The organism is Rhizobium sp. LC145, assembly GCF_001005825.1.
Lineage (GTDB): Bacteria > Pseudomonadota > Alphaproteobacteria > Rhizobiales > Rhizobiaceae > Neorhizobium.
This window is the reverse complement of sequence record NZ_LBHV01000005.1, coordinates 136,627-153,793: the sequence shown is the minus strand read 5'-3', so window position 1 is coordinate 153,793 and position 17,167 is coordinate 136,627. Positions and strand designations below refer to the sequence as shown.

At 62.0% G+C, this 17,167-nt stretch carries 15 protein-coding genes; 8 read left to right on the top strand and 7 right to left on the bottom strand.

The genetic code is table 11. The annotated features are described in order from the left end of the window. The 3 genes from YH62_RS16175 to YH62_RS16165 form a co-directional block, all read right to left on the bottom strand. Positions 1-1,233 carry an MFS transporter gene (locus YH62_RS16175; protein WP_046795277.1) on the bottom strand — a complete coding sequence of 411 codons (1,233 nt, stop codon included), beginning with the start codon at positions 1,231-1,233 and terminating at the stop codon, positions 1-3. Between the two features lie 18 nt (positions 1,234-1,251). Beyond that, positions 1,252-3,345 (bottom strand): TonB-dependent siderophore receptor, encoded by a 2,094-nt coding sequence (locus tag YH62_RS16170; RefSeq protein ID WP_197082528.1) that lies wholly within the window; start codon positions 3,343-3,345, stop codon positions 1,252-1,254. Positions 3,346-3,589: 244 nt separating this feature from the next. Then, on the bottom strand, positions 3,590-3,781 hold the full coding sequence (locus tag YH62_RS16165) for a DUF2735 domain-containing protein (protein ID WP_046795276.1): 192 nt from the start codon (positions 3,779-3,781) through the stop codon (positions 3,590-3,592). 414 nt (positions 3,782-4,195) lie between these two features. Between YH62_RS16165 and YH62_RS16160 the strand changes: the two genes are divergently transcribed. Together YH62_RS16160 and YH62_RS16155 are read left to right on the top strand one after the other, a co-directional pair. Next, positions 4,196-5,236, top strand: coding sequence for a glutamine synthetase beta-grasp domain-containing protein (locus YH62_RS16160; protein WP_046795275.1), 1,041 nt, complete (start codon positions 4,196-4,198; stop codon positions 5,234-5,236). A gap of 238 nt (positions 5,237-5,474) precedes the next feature. Continuing rightward, complete coding sequence (locus YH62_RS16155; protein WP_137326506.1) at positions 5,475-6,242, top strand: SDR family oxidoreductase; 768 nt, start codon at positions 5,475-5,477, stop codon at positions 6,240-6,242. Here the strand turns inward: YH62_RS16155 and YH62_RS16150 are convergent. Further along, positions 6,239-6,832: a TetR/AcrR family transcriptional regulator gene (locus tag YH62_RS16150; RefSeq protein WP_046795550.1), complete on the bottom strand. Its 594-nt coding sequence runs from the start codon at positions 6,830-6,832 to the stop codon at positions 6,239-6,241. The genes YH62_RS16155 and YH62_RS16150 overlap by 4 nt on opposite strands. Positions 6,833-6,910: 78 nt before the next feature. Between YH62_RS16150 and YH62_RS16145 the strand changes: the two genes are divergently transcribed. Further along, positions 6,911-7,834 carry an alpha/beta fold hydrolase gene (locus YH62_RS16145; protein WP_046795274.1) on the top strand — a complete coding sequence of 308 codons (924 nt, stop codon included), beginning with the start codon at positions 6,911-6,913 and terminating at the stop codon, positions 7,832-7,834. Positions 7,835-7,876: 42 nt separating this feature from the next. On the opposite strand, the gene YH62_RS16140 is transcribed toward YH62_RS16145, so the two are convergent. From YH62_RS16140 to denD, 3 genes are read right to left on the bottom strand one after another with little or no spacing between them, the layout of a single operon-like run. Further along, positions 7,877-9,661: an IlvD/Edd family dehydratase gene (locus YH62_RS16140; protein WP_046795273.1), complete on the bottom strand. Its 1,785-nt coding sequence runs from the start codon at positions 9,659-9,661 to the stop codon at positions 7,877-7,879. 9 nt (positions 9,662-9,670) lie between these two features. After that, positions 9,671-10,552 carry an NAD(P)-dependent oxidoreductase gene (locus YH62_RS16135; RefSeq protein WP_082118376.1) on the bottom strand — a complete coding sequence of 294 codons (882 nt, stop codon included), beginning with the start codon at positions 10,550-10,552 and terminating at the stop codon, positions 9,671-9,673. Beyond that, positions 10,549-11,532 (bottom strand): D-erythronate dehydrogenase, encoded by a 984-nt coding sequence (gene denD / locus YH62_RS16130; RefSeq protein WP_046795272.1) that lies wholly within the window; start codon positions 11,530-11,532, stop codon positions 10,549-10,551. Before denD ends, YH62_RS16135 begins: the two co-directional genes overlap by 4 nt. Before the next feature lie 195 nt (positions 11,533-11,727). On the opposite strand from denD, the gene YH62_RS16125 reads away from it, so the two are divergent. From YH62_RS16125 to YH62_RS16105, 5 genes are all read left to right on the top strand, one after another. Continuing rightward, on the top strand, positions 11,728-13,179 hold the full coding sequence (locus tag YH62_RS16125) for an FAD-binding oxidoreductase (protein ID WP_046795271.1): 1,452 nt from the start codon (positions 11,728-11,730) through the stop codon (positions 13,177-13,179). A 46-nt stretch (positions 13,180-13,225) separates the two neighbouring features. After that, the gene (locus tag YH62_RS16120) at positions 13,226-13,945 is read left to right on the top strand and encodes a FadR/GntR family transcriptional regulator (RefSeq protein ID WP_046795270.1); all 720 of its coding nucleotides are present in this window, start codon (positions 13,226-13,228) and stop codon (positions 13,943-13,945) included. A gap of 173 nt (positions 13,946-14,118) precedes the next feature. Beyond that, positions 14,119-15,297 (top strand): fumarylacetoacetate hydrolase family protein, encoded by a 1,179-nt coding sequence (locus tag YH62_RS16115; RefSeq protein WP_082118375.1) that lies wholly within the window; start codon positions 14,119-14,121, stop codon positions 15,295-15,297. Between the two features lie 16 nt (positions 15,298-15,313). Next, entirely contained in the window at positions 15,314-15,847 is a 534-nt protein-coding gene (locus YH62_RS16110; RefSeq protein ID WP_046795268.1) for a TRAP transporter small permease, read from the top strand. Then, positions 15,847-17,124 carry a TRAP transporter large permease subunit gene (locus YH62_RS16105; protein WP_046795267.1) on the top strand — a complete coding sequence of 426 codons (1,278 nt, stop codon included), beginning with the start codon at positions 15,847-15,849 and terminating at the stop codon, positions 17,122-17,124. Before YH62_RS16110 ends, YH62_RS16105 begins: the two co-directional genes overlap by 1 nt. The last annotated feature ends 43 nt before the right edge of the window (positions 17,125-17,167 follow it).

Sequence of the window (17,167 nt, the reverse complement as noted above, 5' to 3'; positions counted from 1 at the left end):
TTAACCCTGAACCGCTCCTGCCACATCGGCGGTAGCGCTTTCCGATTTCGCCGTTAGCGCAATTGCCGGTGCGGCGATGATGGCGAGAAGGCATGCGCCGGCGAAAAAGACGCCGTAGCCGAAGGCATTGGCGACCTGCCCGGCCACCACTCCGCCAGCAAGGCTGACGAGCGCATCCATGCATTGGAAGAGCGTGAAATCGACGCCGGCCTGACGCGGGTCCGACCAGCGCATGAACTGGGCGTAGAGAGCGACGAAGCCGAAAGCCATGACGCCTGACGAACTGCCGATCGCTGCCACGACGAGCAGGCTTTCCGGCAAGGCCCGCGTCCAGGCGCCGTAGCAGAAGAGGGCCAAAAATAGCGCCTGCAGGAAAAGGGAGGTGACGAGAATGGTCCGTACACCCCAGATCCTGACGCAAAGTCCGCCGAGCAGGGCGGCGGCGAGCCCGACGAATATGCTGCCGAGCCCGTTCAAGAGTCCGATCGTCGCGACGTCGAAGCCCGAATCGACGAGGAACGGGCCGATCATGCCGAGCGAGGTCTTCTGCGCGGTTACGAAGATGGCGGAGACGAGGAGCCCCCGGCGGAGTTCCGGCCGTTTGAGGGCCGCTGCGAGCGAGGGCACGTGCTCCCGCTTTTCCTCAGGCAGGTTGCGGGCCGCTCCGAACAGGAAGGGCAGGCCGAGAGCCACGAGAAGTGCTGCCATGGCCCAGGATGCCCATTGCCAGTTGAGCGCGCCGACCAGGTACAGGAAAAGCCCGCCGCCGATCGCCGCACCCAGATAGGCGCCGCCCACCTGGGCGGCATTGCCCCAGCCGTGCTGCGCCTTTGCAAGGGTTTGAACCGCGAAGCCGTCGCAGGCGATGTCCACGGTCGAGGCCGCAAAGGCGACGATCGTCAAGCAGGCGAGCAACGGAAATGCGTTGGCGGGGCTGAGCGTCCCGGTCAGGAGCAGGCCGGCGACGCATATGGCGCCACCGACGGCGACGATGACGGCCGAGCGGTTGCGTCCGTCGAGCGGCAGGCGATACCGTTCGATGAAGGGCGACCACAGGAACTTGAGCGCCCAGGGGAGGGCGATCAGCGAAACGAGGCCGATCTGGTCGAGCGGCACGCCCTGGCTGCGCATGACGGCGGGCAGGCCCGCCCAGGTCACGCCGCCGATGACGCTCTGGGCGATGTAGAGCCCGGCTATGCCGGAGATGACGACAAATGGCGAGGCCGGGTTCATGTTTCACATTCTCCGATATCAGAAGCGGTAACGCAGGCTTCCGAAGACGGTGCGGCCTTCATCCCAGTAGCAAGAACCCGCAGAGCAAATCGCCTTACGCGTATCGAACAGGTTCTTTGCGTTGACCTGCAGCGTCAGGCCTTTGAGATCCGGGTTGCGATAGCCGAAGTCGTAGGAGACCGCCGCATCCACCAGGGCGCGGGCATCGTTCTCGAACGTGTTCTGATCATCCCCGTAGCTCTTGCCGACATAACGGATGCCCGCTCCGAGACCCAAGCCCGCCAGAGGGCCGTCCTGCACCAGATAGTGCCCCCATAGCGAAGCGATATGGTTGGGCGTTGCCGAAAGCTCCTTGCCGACAGTGCCCGCAAGACCCTTGTCGATTTCCATCTGCATGTAGGTGTAGGAGGCGATCAGGCTGAAGCCGTTGTCGAAGGAAGCATTCGCCTCGAATTCGACACCGCGCGAATGCAGGTCGAGCTGGCGCTGGCGCTGATTGCCCGCGTCGTCGAAGGTGCCGTCGTATACGACGCCATCCGTTTGCTTGATGTCGAAGTAGTTCGCGCTGATGACGGCATTGGTATCAGGGATTTCGTATTTCACGCCGAACTCGAACTGGTCGGCGGTTGTCGGCCGTGCGACGCGGCGTTCATTGGTTACGCCGTCATACACGAAGCCAAGGTTGGGCGAGAACGAGGTCGAGTAGTTGGCGTAGGGAATGACACCCCAATCGGTTTTATAGGAAAGGCCGACGCGCCCCGAAAACGCATGGTCGGTATTGTCTATCTCCGTCATCGCGGGCGCCGCGGTGACACTGTGCGAGACGGCCCAGTCCTGTCGTCCGCTCAGGAACAGCGTCCAGTTGTCCCACTCCATCTGATCGTGAAGATAGATGCCATACTGGTCCATCTGCTGGCTTCCGGAGGACGAGAACGGTTGGGTCTTTAGATCGGCGATGGAAGCGTAGGAGATGGCCGACTGCGCGCTGTAATCCCACCAGCTATAATTGAATCCCGCGACCGCCGTATGGCTCACCGGCCCCGTGTCGAATTCGAACTGCGCCATGTTGTCGATGGTGAGACTCTTCAGGTCTTCCTTGTAGTGGCCCCAATAGCGGGTCGGAGGTGCTGGGTAGAAACCGCTATACTGCAGGTCGGCGTCGACGGCGCTGTAACGCACGTTCTGGCGCAGCGTCACGACCTCGTTGAGGCGATGCTCCAGCTCATAGCCTATGCGGCCTTGTCTGGTGGTGAAGTCGTTCCAATCGGGGTCGCCGGTATAGATATCGGAGACTTCGCCCAGAGCCGGGTTATAGTAGAATGCCGTGCCGCCGGTGACGCTGCGGGAAAATTCGCTGAGGAGAGTGAACTTGGTGTCCTCATCCGGCTTCCAGGTGAAGGCCGGCGCGATGTAGCCGGTGTCATCCGAATAGCCGTCGATATGGGTGTCGCTCTTACGGCCAAGCGCGGTGAAGCGATAGAGAAGGGTGCCGTCCTCGTCGGCGGGCCCGGAAACATCGACGCCGCCCTGGAAGCGGCTGTGCTCGCCGACCAGAAGCTCGACTTCCCGGTACTCCTCGTCCTTCGGCCGCTTCGTGACGAGATTGACGATGCCGCCCGGGCCGCTCACTCCATAAAGCGAAGAGGCGGGGCCTTTCAGGACCGTGACGCCTTCAAGGCCATAGGGCTCCGTGCGGAACCAGGCGGAGGGGCCGTTGAACTGCTTCAGCCCGTCGCGGAACATGCCGTTGTAGTAGGCGGGAAAGCCGCGCAGGTAAAATGCGTCGTAACGCGAATCAAAGCCGAAGGTGTTCGGGTTGGCGCCGGCGGTATAGGTGAGTGCTTCGTTCAGCGTGCGCGGCTTCTGATCCTCGATCTGGTCCTGGGTGACGACCGAGACGGCCTGCGGAATCTGCACGATCGGGGTATCGACCTTGGTGCCGATGCGATCAGACTTGGCGACATATCCATCCTGAACGAGGATTTCATTGCTCTCGGCCTGGATGGTGATGGTGTCCAGGACGGTGCCCTCGCCATCCTGGGCACTTGCCCAACCGCATGAAATCGCAGCGATACTTACCGAAAGCAGCCCAAGGCGCATTGTGAACTTCATGGCATTTTCCCCACTGACAATGGGGAGGCCACTCACAAATATGAGTATGTTTGTCAACTATACAGAGGCGCGGAAGGGCGTGTTTGGAGCGAAAACATCTCCGTGTAGCCGAACTGCAACCTTTCACTCTGCGCAAGGGGCACGTCATGGAAGTGCCGGCGCTACGGTGCAGCCGCGGTGTCGTAGGGCGAGGTGATCCCGACCAGGATCAGGCGGTGGATCGATTGAAATGCGCGAAGACCGGTCAGTCGCGGTCCTGCCCTGAATCCTTGATGGCTTCCTCGTGATACCAGCAGCCGCCGAATGCGGCGTCCGAAAAATCCGCCACGGCAGGGTCGATATCGGGTCGGGCTCGTTGAAGGTCCCGATTCTGGCGCAGGCCCTTCAATGGAAACTGATAGATCTTTGCCGAGACGCGTTCGGAATTAGCATTCATCTAAATCCCTCCCATCCATGGGTGGTTCGACGGAATAGAGAGTTAGCACATAATTTGCGCAGTTGCACTCTTTATGACCATTCATTGTCACTATTGCGGGCACTCGGCCCCGCCCAATGAACGGCCCGCTGCCAACGTTTGCGGCAGCGAGGAGTTCCGGCGGCCGAAATTTTCCGTGAAGGCCGGCCGCGCGTCTTGGTGTGCGGCGGACGGGGTGGGAAGCATCCCATCAACTGTTGCGATTGTGCCAATCCGGCGAAGGGAAATGCCTTGAAAGCGGTCATCTGGTTCGTTCGGAAGGCAACTGGCACGCAAAATGCTTCGTCTTGGGCATCCGATGGCGGATCGTGCTTCGGCAGCGGTCTGGCCAGGATGTGTGCTCATCGTTGCAGCATCAGTTATGAGAGAGTTCAAATGACGAAATACAAGCTCGAGTACATCTGGCTCGACGGATACACCCCGACCCCGAACCTTCGCGGCAAGACGCAGGTCAAGGAATTCGAAGCGTTCCCGACGCTCGATCAGCTCCCGCTCTGGGGCTTTGATGGTTCGTCCACGATGCAGGCCGAAGGCCGCTCGTCGGACTGCGTTCTGAAGCCCGTCGCCGTTTACCCGGATCCGGCCCGCACCAATGGCGTTCTCGTCATGTGCGAAGTCATGATGCCGGATGGCGTTACGCCGCATCCGTCCAACAGCCGCGCCACCATTCTCGATGACGAAGACGCCTGGTTCGGCTTCGAGCAGGAATACTTCTTCTACGAAAACGGCCGTCCGCTCGGCTTCCCGGAGCAGGGTTACCCGGCTCCGCAGGGTCCGTATTACTGCGGCGTCGGCTCCTCCAATGTCGGCCCGGTTGCTCGTGAAATCGTCGAAGAGCATCTCGACCTTTGCCTCGCCGCCGGCATCAACCACGAAGGCATCAATGCCGAAGTGGCCAAGGGCCAGTGGGAATTCCAGATTTTCGGCAAGGGCTCCAAGAAAGCCGCCGATCAGATCTGGATGGCACGCTACCTGCTGCAGCGCCTGACCGAAAAGTACGGCATCGACGTCGAATATCACTGCAAGCCGCTCGGCGACACCGACTGGAACGGCTCGGGCATGCACTGCAACTTCTCCACCAAGTTCATGCGCGAAGTCGGCGGCAAGGCCTATTTCGAAGCGCTGATGGCGCAGTTCGAAAAGAACCTGATGGACCACATCAACGTTTACGGCCCGGACAACGACAAGCGCCTGACCGGCAAGCACGAGACGGCTCCGTGGAACAAGTTTTCCTACGGCGTTGCCGACCGTGGTGCCTCGATCCGCGTTCCGCATTCTTTCGTCAAGAACGGCTACAAGGGCTATCTCGAAGATCGCCGCCCGAATTCGCAGGGTTGCCCCTACCAGATCGCTTCCCAGGTTCTGAAGACGATCTCGGAAGTTTCGACCGAAGGCTACGCTTCGGCTGCTGCCTAAGGGCCTAAGGGTTAGATCACGAGCGGCGCGGATCGTTTCCGCGCCGTTTTTTCATGCCTTCCTGATCGGCCCAGACCGGAAGGCTGCGATCGCCGTCAATAAACCGCGCTCGGCTATGCCCATCTGGCTTTATTCCTTCATAGACGAACCGATCGACCCCCATTCGGGCTGGACGTGGCTGGCATGGCCGCTTATGGCTTCGGCATACTTTGTCCGTACATTCGATGGGAGAAATTTGGTGCCGAATTCACTCTTCAGTCTTGAGGGCCGTACGGCTCTCGTGACCGGTTCGTCTCGCGGCCTCGGTCAGGCGATCGCCCGAGGGCTTGCCGAGGCGGGTGCCTCGGTCATCCTCAACGGCGTCAATGCAGAACGGCTGCAGGAAGCCGCTGCCGCGCTTCGCGGAGAAGGTTTTTCCGTTCGCGCCGCCGCCTTCGACGTGACGGACGAAGCCTCGGTCGTGGCGGCTTTCGAGAAGCTCGATGCCGATGGCGTGGAGGTCGATATCCTCGTCAACAATGCGGGCGTCCAGTATCGCAAGCCGATCGTGGAACTCGCAACCGCCGACTGGCAGAGGGTGATCGATACCAATCTCACCAGCGCCTTCATCGTCTCCCGCGAGGCGGCCAAGCGCATGCTGCCGCGCAAGCGGGGCAAGGTTGTGAATATCGGTTCGCTGATGAGCGGGCTCGGCCGTGCGACCGTCGCGCCCTATACGGCAGCGAAGGGCGGCATCAAGACGCTGACGCAGGCCATGGCCGCGGAATGGGCCGAGCACGGTATCCAGGCGAACGCCATCGGACCCGGCTACATGCTGACGGACATGAACCAGGCGCTGATCGACAATCCGCAATTCGATGCCTGGGTGAAGGGCCGCACGCCCTCGCGCCGCTGGGGCAAGCCGGAGGAACTCGTCGGCGCCGCCGTCTTCCTTTCCTCCGACGCCTCCAACTACGTCAACGGCCAGATCATCTATGTCGATGGCGGCATGAGTGCGGTGATCTAGGCCGCGCTGCTGCCGGCCTGCGCCGCGCGGATGAGGGTGGAGGCTGCCTTGCCGGCGGTCTCCATATAGCGGGGATCGCGATGGGTGAGGGCGGCGGCGAAGGCGCCGTCCATGAGCAGCATGACCTGCTGCGCCAGAATTTTTGAATCGGCGTGCGGGATAGGGCCTTCGAGTGTCTCGGCAAGCCAGTCCTCCACACGCTTCTTGTGAACCGTGGCGGCCTTGACCGCCGGATGGCCCGGCATGTCGGCCAGCTCGGCAACGGTGCGAAGAAAGCCGCATCCGCGCCACTTCGTGTGGCGCGCCGTTTGCGCCAGATTGCGAAAGAGGCTTTCCACCTTATCGGCAACCGTTCCCGGACTTTCCTCATACCAACGCTGGAAGAGGGCAAGGTTCGGATGATCCCGCTCCTCGAGATAAGCGGCGATCAGATCGTCCTTGCTCCTGAAATGATAATAGAGCGTGCGCTTCGTCAAATCCGCCTTTTCGGCAATGGCATCCATGCTGACTGCGCGAACGCCGCTCATGTAGAACAGCTTCGCGGCGGTCGCGACGATGCGCTCTCGGGTGTCGGTATCGGTCTTCGCCATGCTCGAAAAGTATACCGACCAATGAATACACAATGGCGAACTTGCCCTAGCTTTTGTCGGGAAGCAGGGGAGTGTTTCATGACTGTCGAGGGAAGACCCGTTGCAATCGCCTGTGCCGATGGCGTGAGCCTTGCGGGCCACCTTTGGTCGGTCGGGTCACGCTCGGCGGAGGGAACCGTCGTCATCAATCCGGCGACCGGCGTGCGGGCCCGTTACTACCACTATTATGCGCAGTTCCTGGCCGAGCACGGCTTCACCGTGCTCACCTATGATTATCGCGGGATCGGCGCATCCCGGCCGCCGAACCTCAGAGGGTGCGGCTATCGGTGGAGCGAATGGGGCGAGTATGATTTCGATGCGGCGCTGCGGCTGGCGAGCGGAGAGGGGAGCGGCCCTCTCATGGTGGTGGGCCACAGCATCGGAGGCTTTCTGCCGGGGCTAGCGCAGAGCGCATTTCTCATCGACCGCATGCTCACGATCGGTGCGCAGTATGCCTATTGGCCTGATTATGCGCCCTCGCGGAGAGCGCGGCTTTTCCTCAAATGGCATGTGGCGATGCCGGTAGCGACTGCCCTTCTCGGCTATTTTCCGGGGCGCAGATTGGGTTGGCTGGAGGACCTTCCGGCAGGGGTCGCCAACGAGTGGAGCTTCCGGCGCGCCCGTATGGAGTTGAGTTATCCGGAGGAAAAGCGCGCGCTTTATCTCCGCCGCTTTTCCTCGGTCGCGGCATCCATCCTCGCCATTTCCGTCAGTGACGACGAGATCGCCACACCGCGGGCGGTGAGCAGGGCGCTGGATTATTACGAGGGCTGCGACCGATTAGCCGTTCATCTTTCACCGGCCGATCTCGGCTACGAGCAGATCGGCCATTTCAGCCTCTTCCATTCAAGGCATGCGGCAGGTTTCTGGCTCGATACGCTTCTCTGGCTGCGCGACGGCGTCAATCCCTGGCCGAGGCGGGTCTGGAACAGGAGCGGCGTCGATCTCGAAATGGCTGTCTGAGCCGAAAAAGGGCGGCCGAAGCCGCCCCTCACGGGTGCCGTGTCAATGATTGTGGCGCGGCATGGTCTTGGCGATCTGCCGGAAGTCGGCGGCGCCTTCAAGCACGGCGCCATCGGAAAGCTGGGTGACGGACTTGCGGTAGATGCGCTGCCAGGGTGTGGCATCGGCCGGAACTGCCGGAATGCCGTCCGCCTTGCGCTTCTCGATTTCCTCATCGGAAACCAGCATGTCGCAGCGGCCCTGGTTGAAGTCGATGCGGATGACATCGCCGTTTCGGAGCCAGGCGAGGCCGCCGCCGGCAGCACTTTCCGGCGATGCGTTGAGGATCGAAGGGCTGTCGGCCGTACCGGATTGGCGTCCGTCACCGATGGTCGGCAGGCTCGTGATTCCGCGTTTCAGGAGGTGATCCGGCGGCTGCATGTTGACGACTTCCGCCGATCCAGGCCAGCCGAGCGGTCCTGCGCCGCGGATCGCCAGGATGGTGTTTTCGTCGATGCCGAGCTCGGGATCGTTGATGCGCTTGTGGTAGTCCTCCGAACCGTCGAAGACGACCGCCTTGCCTTCAAAGATACCTTCGCGGCCCGGCTCCTGGAGATAACGCTTGCGGAAATCCTCTGAAACCACGCTCATTTTCATGATCGCGAAATCGAAGAGATTGCCTTTCAGTACCAGGAAACCTGCCTTTTCCTTGAGCGGCTGATCGAAAGGGAGGATCACTTCGCGATCCGTCGCCTCGCGGCCCTCGAGGTTCTCGGCCATGGTCCTGCCGGTGACGGTGCGACAGTTTCCGTCGAGCTTTCCTACCTGCAGGAGTTCCCACATGATGGCGGGCGTGCCGCCGGCACGGTGATATTGTTCGCCGAGATATGCGCCCGCCGGCTGGATATTGGCGAGCAACGGGATATCGAACCCGTGCACCTGCCAGTCGTCCGGATAGAGATCGACGCCCGCGTGCTTCGCCATGGCGGCCAGATGCGGCTGTGCATTGGTGGAGCCGCCGATCGCCGAATTGACGCGGATGGCGTTGAGGAAGGCTTCGCGTGTCAGGATGTCGGAAGGTTTCAGGTCTTCGAAGACGAGCTCCACGGCGCGGCGGCCGGTGCGATACGCCATCTGGCCGCGCTCGCGATAGGCGGCGGGAATTGCTCCGCAGCCGGTCAGCGACATGCCGAGCGCCTCGGCCATGGCATTCATGGTGGAAGCCGTGCCCATGGTGTTGCAGTGGCCGACGGACGGTGCCGAATCGAGCGCCGCCTGCATGAATTCCTCACGGTCGATTTCACCGGCCGCGAACTTGCGGCGCATGCGCCAGATCACCGTGCCGGAGCCGACAAGATCGCCTTCGTGCCAGCCGTCCAGCATCGGGCCACCGGAAAGCACGATCGCGGGGATGTCCACCGTCGAGGCCGCCATGAGCGCGGCCGGCGTGGTCTTGTCGCAGCCGGTCGTCAGCACCACGCCGTCCAGCGGGTATCCATAGAGGATTTCCACGAGGCCGAGATAGGCGAGGTTGCGGTCGAGTGCCGCTGTCGGGCGTTTGCAGTTTTCGAAGATCGGGTGGGTCGGGAACTCGATCGGAATGCCGCCGGCATCGCGGATGCCGTCGCGCACGCGCTTGGCGAGGTCCATGTGGACACGATTGCACGGCGTGAGGTCGCTGCCGCTCTGGGCGATACCGATGATCGGCTTGCCCGAACGCAGCTCCTCCGGCGTCACGCCATAGTTCATGAAACGCTCGAGGTAGAGCGCGGTCAGGTCGATATGATCCGGATTGTCGAACCAGTCCTGCGAGCGCAAGCGGCGCCCTGGTTTTGTGTTGTCGCTCATCGGCTGGCCTCAGTTTTGCGGGTTGAGCTTTTCGAGGTGCAGAAGCAGACCGCTATGATCCTGCTCGGTGCCGCCGGCTTCAACGAAGTCGGCAAACTCCTGCCGCACTTCCTGCGTCAGGGGCAGGGTGAGCGAAAGCTCCTCGGCCATGGCCATCACGGCATTCAAGTCCTTGAGCTGATTGCTCGAAGCCCCGCCCGGCACGAAGTTGCGCTCGACCATGCGGGCGCCGTGCAGTTCGAGGATACGGCTTTCAGCAAAGCCCCCGCGGATCGCGTCGCGGAAGGCAGCGCGCGAGGCGCCGCCTGCTTCCACCAGGATCATGGCTTCGGCGACCGCGCCGATCGTGACTGCTACGATCTGCTGGTTGGCGAGCTTGCAGATCTGCCCGGCCCCGCTTGGGCCCACATGGGTTACGCGGCCAAGCGCGGCGAAAATATCCTTGAGGCTTTCAACGACGGCGGCATCGCCGCCGGCCATGATGGCGAGTGTGCCGGCCGCCGCACCCACGACGCCGCCGGAGACTGGGGCGTCCAGGTGGCGGATGCCTCTTTCGGCAAGCTTTTGGGAATGTTCACGGGCTACCGGCGGGGCAATCGAGCTGCAATCCACCACGACCGTGCCTTCTGGCAGGGCGGTGGCGACGCCACGCTCGAAGAGCACGTCGGAAACGGCCTGTCCGTTGGTCAGCATCGTGAAAACGACGGATGCGCCGGCAACTGCCTCAGCGGGCGAGGCGGCAAGCTGCGCTCCGTCAGCGGCAAGGGGGGCAGCCTTTGCCGGATCACGGTTCCAGACGGTTACCCTAAACCCGGCACCGAGCAGGCGGCGCGCCATCGGTGCGCCCATCAAGCCCGTGCCGAGAAAGGCAATCTTCTTGTGAGCGTTCACAGCTTGCCTCCCAGTTCGTCCTCGATGTGTACGCGAATGATTTCGTCGAAGCTCTTTTCGGCGGTGAAGCCGAGCTCGGTCGCGCGCTTGGCTTCGAAGCCCGGCGCCCAGCCGGCGACCATCTTCATGATCATCTCGTCGGGCTCGCGGCGGATGAGCTTGACGGCCTTCTCGCCGGCAACGCGCCGCAGCGCCTCGATCTGTTCGCCCACGGTGGCGCTGAGGCCCGGCATGGAGAGGTTACGGCGCGGGCCTACCTTTTCAAGGTCGATGGTCGCTCCGTGGATCAGGAAACCGACAGCCGAGCGCGGCGAGGCGTGCCAGTGGCGAACGTCTTCGGCAACCGGCAGGACGGCTTCCTGGCCGATCAGCGGCTCGCGCAGGATATTGGAGAAGAAGCCGGAAGCGGCCTTGTTCGGCTTGCCGGGACGGATGCAGACCGTCGGCAGGCGAATGCCGATGCCATCGAAGAAGCCGCGGCGGCTGTAGTCGGAGAGTAGCAGTTCGCAGATCGCCTTCTGGGTGCCGTAGCTGGTCAGCGGGGTCAGATGGTATTCGTCCGGAATGGGGAAGGGGAGCGGCGCCCCGACGACGGCGATGGAGGAGGTGAATACGACGCGCGGCTTGTAGCCGTCCTGATTGTGGGCAAGACGGATCGCGTCGAAGAGATAGCGGGTGCCGTCCAGATTGATGCGGTAACCCTTGTCGAAATCGAGTTCGGCTTCGCCGGAGACGATGGCGGCAAGATGGAAGATGACGTCCGGACGGCCCTCGATCAGCTTTTCGGCTTCGCCCGGAGCGGATAGATCGCCCTCGCGCGCGACAACCGTGCCGTTAAAGCCCTGCGGCTTCTCGGGCGTAACCACGTCGATGAGCGTCAGCTTCTCGACCGGCTCGCCGTCAAGCGCGCCATCCTTGACGAGGCGCTGGGTGAGCTTGCGGCCGACCATGCCGGCGGCGCCGATGATCAGGATATGCATTCGGATGTCTCCTCCTGGGCTGAAGCCGCACGCGCCCGATCCGGGTCATGCGGTTGAAAAAATTATCTTGTACGGTTGTCTGATAACCTTATATGCTTCGCTTGAAAACAAGATATTAGCGGATCGAGGAAGATTGTTGGACGCGTGCAGCGCGTGGGCCGATCTCTTCAAGAGCGCGGAGGAAAGGCAAGGAACATGACGAGCGGAGTGATGGGCACGGTAGAGGATGCGAAGGGCCTTGCGGAACCGCGGCAAGCGCTGCGCCGGATGCTCGGCGAGGATATCGTGCTGAGCGAAGCGGATGAGATGCTCCGCTACTGCCGCGACTGGCATGGCGACGTGACCAGCGGCGCGGTAGCCGTGATTCGGCCTCGCTCCACCGAGCAGGTGGCCGCTGCCGTGAAGGCTTGCCGCGAGCTCGGGCTTTCGATCGTGCCTCAGGGCGGCAATACCGGCCTCGTGCTCGGCGGAATTCCGGATGCCCCGGAACAGCAGGTGGTGTTGTCGCTGGAGCGCATGAACCGCATCCGCAAGATCGATGCCGATGATTTTTCCGCCGTCATGGAGGCAGGCTGCATCCTTTCCGAACTCAAGGATGCAATCGCGGAAAAAGGCATGTTCTTTCCGCTTGCGCTCGGCGCGCAGGGAAGCTGCCGGATCGGCGGCAACGTCTCGACCAATGCCGGCGGCATCAATGTGCTCCGCTACGGCATGACCCGCGAACTGGTGCTCGGGCTCGAAGTGGTCCTGCCGGACGGCAGCATCTTCGAAGGCCTTTCGACGTTGAGGAAGGACAACCGAGGCATTGATCTCAAGCAGCTCTTCATCGGCGCGGAAGGCACGCTCGGCATCATCACCGCCGTCTCGGTCAAGCTCACTCCTTATCCGGATCAGGTTGCGACGGCGCTGCTCGGGCTTGCCTCCCTGGAAGATGCCATCAAGCTCTATCGTCAGGCGCGGCGCGATTGCTGCGACCTGATGTCCGCCTTCGAGTTCATGCCGCCGCTCGCCTTCACGTTGGCGCAGGAGGCGATACCTGATCTGCCGGTGCCGATTTCCGCGGAATATCCGGCTTACGTGCTGATGGAGATTTCCGGTTCCGGCCTCGTCGATATCGACGATCTGATGCAGCGCTTCCTGGAAGGCGTGATGGAGGAAGGCCTCGTCGTCGACGGGACGATCGCGGCGTCCCAGAACCAGGCCCGAAATCTGTGGCTGATCCGCGAAGGCATGAACGAAGGTCAGGCGAAGCGCGGCGCTCACATGCGCACGGATATTTCGGTGCCGCTTTCGGATCTCGCGCGCTTCGTGGAGGAGGCCGAAAAGGCGGTCGCCGAGGCGCTTCCGGGCGCCGTCAGCGTTTCCTACGGTCATGTCGGCGACGGCAACGTGCATCTCAATGTGCTACCTCCGGATGGCAGCACGCCCGAAGAGCGCGTCCAATGCATCTACAAGGCCAAGACCGTCGTGAACGAGGTCCTCGATCGCTACACCGGCAGCATTAGCGCCGAGCACGGCATCGGCCGGCTGAAGCGCCCGGATTTCGATGCCAGGCTGCCCGAGACCCGCCGAAAGCTGTTGACGGCGCTCAAGCATGCCATTGACCCCGAGATGATCATGAATCCTGGTTGTCAATTGAACTTCTAGCAGAATTGCTGGAAAAGACGCTTCTTGATTGCAGGGAGGAGCAGGTTTGGCGACGATCGATTTCAGTCAGATCAGACGGGGCGAGCATTTGCCCGCGCGCATTGCGGCGCAGATCGGCAGGGAGATCAGCGAGGGGCGTATCTCGCCCGGAGAGAAGCTGCCCACGGAACACCTGCTGGCGAGAACCTTCGGGGTCAGCCGCTCGGTGGTGCGGGAGGCGATCGCTCAATTGCGCAATGAAGGGCTGGTGGAAACCCGGCAGGGTGTCGGCGCGTTCGCCACGGAAATCGAACGCCGCCAATCGCTGCGGATCGAGCAGGGGGACCTTTCGAACCGGGAAAGCTTCCGGGATCTCTTCCAGCTCCGCATCCCGCTGGAGATCGAGGCGGCGGGACTTGCCGCCATCCATCACGTGCCGGAGGAGCTGGCCAAGATCGACGAAGCGCTTGAGCAGATGACCGGCGCGGAGAAATGGACCGAGCAGGGGATCGTCGCCGACCTCGCCTTTCACCGCGCGATCGCGGCGGCGACCCATAACGAATATTTCCCGCTTTTCATCGGCTTCATCGCCGAACGGATAAGCCTTGCGATCAATGCGGCGCGTGCGGCGGCAATCCTGGAGGAGATCGTCGAAGTCACCATCGCGGAACATGTCTCCATCCGCGATGCGGTGGCAGGGCGCGACCCCGTCAAGGCGCGGGAGGCGATGCGGTATCATCTGAACGGAGCGGCGGCTCGCCTGGATTTGACGATCGAAAGTTTTTAGGGTTGAAGAACTTTCGTCCGGTGGGGCAGGGGCCCGCCGAGGTCTGTTGGAATTAACAGACTTTTCAGGCCGGCTCGCCTGCGCCCTAGACAGGGCCGAAAAGTCATACTAGAAGCGGGTCGTCTCGTTGTCAGACATCCTGACAATGTTGAGCCCGTACTCCGGGCTTCGGGATGAGCGGAGGATTTCTGGTGAGTTTCGAGCAGGCGCTGAGCGCCGAATTAATCCTGCCTGCGGATGCATCCAGCGCGGTGCTCGTCGGGCGTGTCTGGTCCAACGTCGCAGGCGGGCCTTGCCCGGTGCTGGTCTCCGGCGGAGAGGTGTTCGACCTTACTCCGCTTGCCGCGACGATTTCAGCCCTTCTTGAAATCGACGACCTTGTCGGCAGTTTGCGCGATGTGTCGCGTTTTTCAAGCCTCGGTCCTATTGATGCGTTTTTGAATGGCGAAGCCGGCGAGCTTCTGGCGCCCGCGGACCTGCAGGCCGTCAAGGCGGCCGGCGTCACCTTCGCCGACAGCATGCTGGAACGGGTGATCGAGGAACAGGCCAAGGGCGATCCGCTGCGGGCGCAGGAGATCCGCGGCCGGCTGGCCCCCGTTCTCGGCGACAACCTCAAGGGCCTCGTCGCGGGCTCCGAAAAGGCGGCCGAGGTCAAGAAGCTGCTCCAGGAACTCGGCCTGTGGTCGCAGTATCTGGAAGTCGGCATCGGTCCCGATGCCGAAATCTTCACCAAGGCGCAGCCCATGTCGTCGGTCGGTTGCGGTGCCGAGATCGGCATCCACCCGAAGTCCGACTGGAACAATCCGGAGCCGGAAGTGGTTCTGGCCGTCACGTCGAAGGGCAAGATCGTCGGCGCCACGCTCGGCAACGATGTGAACCTGCGCGATTTCGAAGGCCGCTCCGCGCTGCTTCTCAGCAAGGCGAAGGACAATAACGCGTCCTGCTCGATCGGTCCCTTCATCCGCCTCTTCGACGGCGCTTTCACGATCGGGGACGTGAAGAAGGCGGAAGTCTCGCTCATCGTCGAGGGCGTGGACGGCTTCACGATGACCGGCATCAGTCCGATGTCGGCGATCAGCCGCAGCCCGGAAGATCTCGTATCGCAGCTTCTGAACCGCAATCATCAATATCCGGATGGTGTCGTGTTCTTCCTCGGTACCATGTTCGCACCCGTAAAGGATCGTCGCGGCGCAGGCCTCGGCTTCACTCACGAGATTGGCGACCGGGTGGAAATCTCGACGCCGAAGCTCGGCCGTCTGGTCAACCGGGTCGCGCACAGCGATAACTGTGCCGAGTGGACTTTCGGTCTCGGATCATTGATGAAAAACCTGGCTCAACGCGGCCTCTTGTAAGATTTTGGGAGGGAAGATGCAGAAGGCAATCGATCTCTTTTATAAAGCCTTGGAAATCCTGTTGATTATCATGATTGCGGCCATGGCGATCATGGTTTTTGTCAACGTGGTTCTCCGTTACGGCTTCAACTCCGGTCTCAATGTTTCGGAAGAGCTGTCCCGCTATTTCTTCGTCTGGCTCACTTTCGTGGGCGCGGTCGTGGCATTTCGCGAGCACGGCCATCTAGGGGTGGAAACCCTGGTCGCGCATTTCGGCCGCAAGGGTCGCATCATCTGCATGATCCTGTCGAACATCATCATCATCGCCTGTTCGGCGATATTCTTCTGGGGCACCTGGAAGCAGTATCCGATCAACGCCAGCATGACGGCTCCGGTCACCGGCATCTCCATGGCATGGGTTTACGGGATCGGCTTCTTCACCGGCGCAGGATGCACCATCATCGCTCTGGAACGGCTCCTCCGGCTCGTCACGGGCCGCGTGACCGAAGAGGAAATTGCTGCTTTCGCGGGTGAAAACCTGACGATCGAACAGATGGCGGAGCGTACCTGATGACACTTCTCGTTTTTGTCGGCTCGCTTCTCGGCGCCATGGCGATCGGGGTTCCGGTCGCCTTCTCGCTGATGTTCTGCGGCGTCGTCCTCATGTGGTACATGGGGATGTTCAATACCCAGATCATCGCCCAGAACATGATCGCGGGTGCGGACACCTTCACGCTGCTTGCCATTCCCTTCTTCATCCTTGCCGGCGAGCTGATGAATTCCGGCGGACTGTCGAAGCGCATCATCGACTTCGCCATTGCGCTTGTCGGCCATATCCGCGGCGGCCTCGGCATCGTGGCGATCGTCGCAGCTCTCATCATGGCCTCGATCTCCGGTTCGGCAGCGGCCGATACGGCGGCGCTGGCTGCGATCCTCGTTCCGATGATGGCGAAGGCGGGCTACAACGTGCCCCGCTCGGGCGGTCTGATTGCCGCCGGCGGCATCATCGCACCGGTCATCCCGCCGTCCATGGCCTTCATCGTCTTCGGCGTGGCGGCGAACGTCTCCATCACGCAGCTCTTCATGGCCGGCATCGTGCCCGGCATCATGATGGGCATTGCTCTGATCGGCACCTGGCTGTGGGTCGTGCGCAAGGACAATGTCGAGACCCTTCCGAAGGCATCGGCACAGGAACGGTTGCGGGTGACCGGCCGCGCTCTCTGGGCGCTCGGCATGCCGGTCATCATCCTCGGCGGCATCAAGGCCGGCGTGGTGACGCCGACGGAAGCTGCGGTGGTGGCTGCCGCCTATGCGCTCTTCGTCGGCCTGTTTATCTACAGGGAGCTGAAGTTCACGGATCTGCCTCGCGTTTTCCTGCAGGCGGCCAAGACGACCGCCGTCATCATGTTCCTGGTCTGCGCGGCCCTCGTTTCGGCCTGGCTGATCACCGCAGCGAACATTCCGGCGGAAATCACCCGCTATATCGAGCCGCTCATCGATCGCCCGACGCTCCTGATGTTCGCGATCATGATCCTGGTCCTGATCGTCGGCACGGCGCTCGATCTGACGCCCACGATCCTGATCCTTACGCCGGTTTTGATGCCGATCATCAAGCAGGCGGGCATCGATCCGGTTTATTTCGGCGTATTGTTCATCATGAACAACTGCATCGGCCTCATCACCCCGCCGGTCGGCGTGGTGCTGAACGTGGTCAGCGGCGTGGCCCGCATCCCGCTTGGAAAAGTAACCGTGGGTGTGTGGCCGTTCCTGGTGGCGCAGACGGTCGTGCTCTTGCTGCTGGTTCTGTTCCCGGACCTTGTCATCGTGCCCGCGCGCTGGCTGCACTAAAACTGTTCCGATCAACCTTCTCAAACAACCGTCCAAGGGAGGA

Coding starts and splice junctions, on each gene's coding strand:
- YH62_RS16175 (WP_046795277.1), bottom strand. CDS start 1,233: ATGAACCCGGCCTCGCCATTTGTCGTCATCTCCGGCATAGCCGGGCTC.
- YH62_RS16170 (WP_197082528.1), bottom strand. CDS start 3,345: ATGAAGTTCACAATGCGCCTTGGGCTGCTTTCGGTAAGTATCGCTGCG.
- YH62_RS16165 (WP_046795276.1), bottom strand. CDS start 3,781: ATGAATGCTAATTCCGAACGCGTCTCGGCAAAGATCTATCAGTTTCCA.
- YH62_RS16160 (WP_046795275.1), top strand. CDS start 4,196: ATGACGAAATACAAGCTCGAGTACATCTGGCTCGACGGATACACCCCG.
- YH62_RS16150 (WP_046795550.1), bottom strand. CDS start 6,832: ATGGCGAAGACCGATACCGACACCCGAGAGCGCATCGTCGCGACCGCC.
- YH62_RS16145 (WP_046795274.1), top strand. CDS start 6,911: ATGACTGTCGAGGGAAGACCCGTTGCAATCGCCTGTGCCGATGGCGTG.
- YH62_RS16140 (WP_046795273.1), bottom strand. CDS start 9,661: ATGAGCGACAACACAAAACCAGGGCGCCGCTTGCGCTCGCAGGACTGG.
- denD (WP_046795272.1), bottom strand. CDS start 11,532: ATGCATATCCTGATCATCGGCGCCGCCGGCATGGTCGGCCGCAAGCTC.
- YH62_RS16125 (WP_046795271.1), top strand. CDS start 11,728: ATGACGAGCGGAGTGATGGGCACGGTAGAGGATGCGAAGGGCCTTGCG.
- YH62_RS16115 (WP_082118375.1), top strand. CDS start 14,119: ATGAGCGGAGGATTTCTGGTGAGTTTCGAGCAGGCGCTGAGCGCCGAA.
- YH62_RS16110 (WP_046795268.1), top strand. CDS start 15,314: ATGCAGAAGGCAATCGATCTCTTTTATAAAGCCTTGGAAATCCTGTTG.
- YH62_RS16105 (WP_046795267.1), top strand. CDS start 15,847: ATGACACTTCTCGTTTTTGTCGGCTCGCTTCTCGGCGCCATGGCGATC.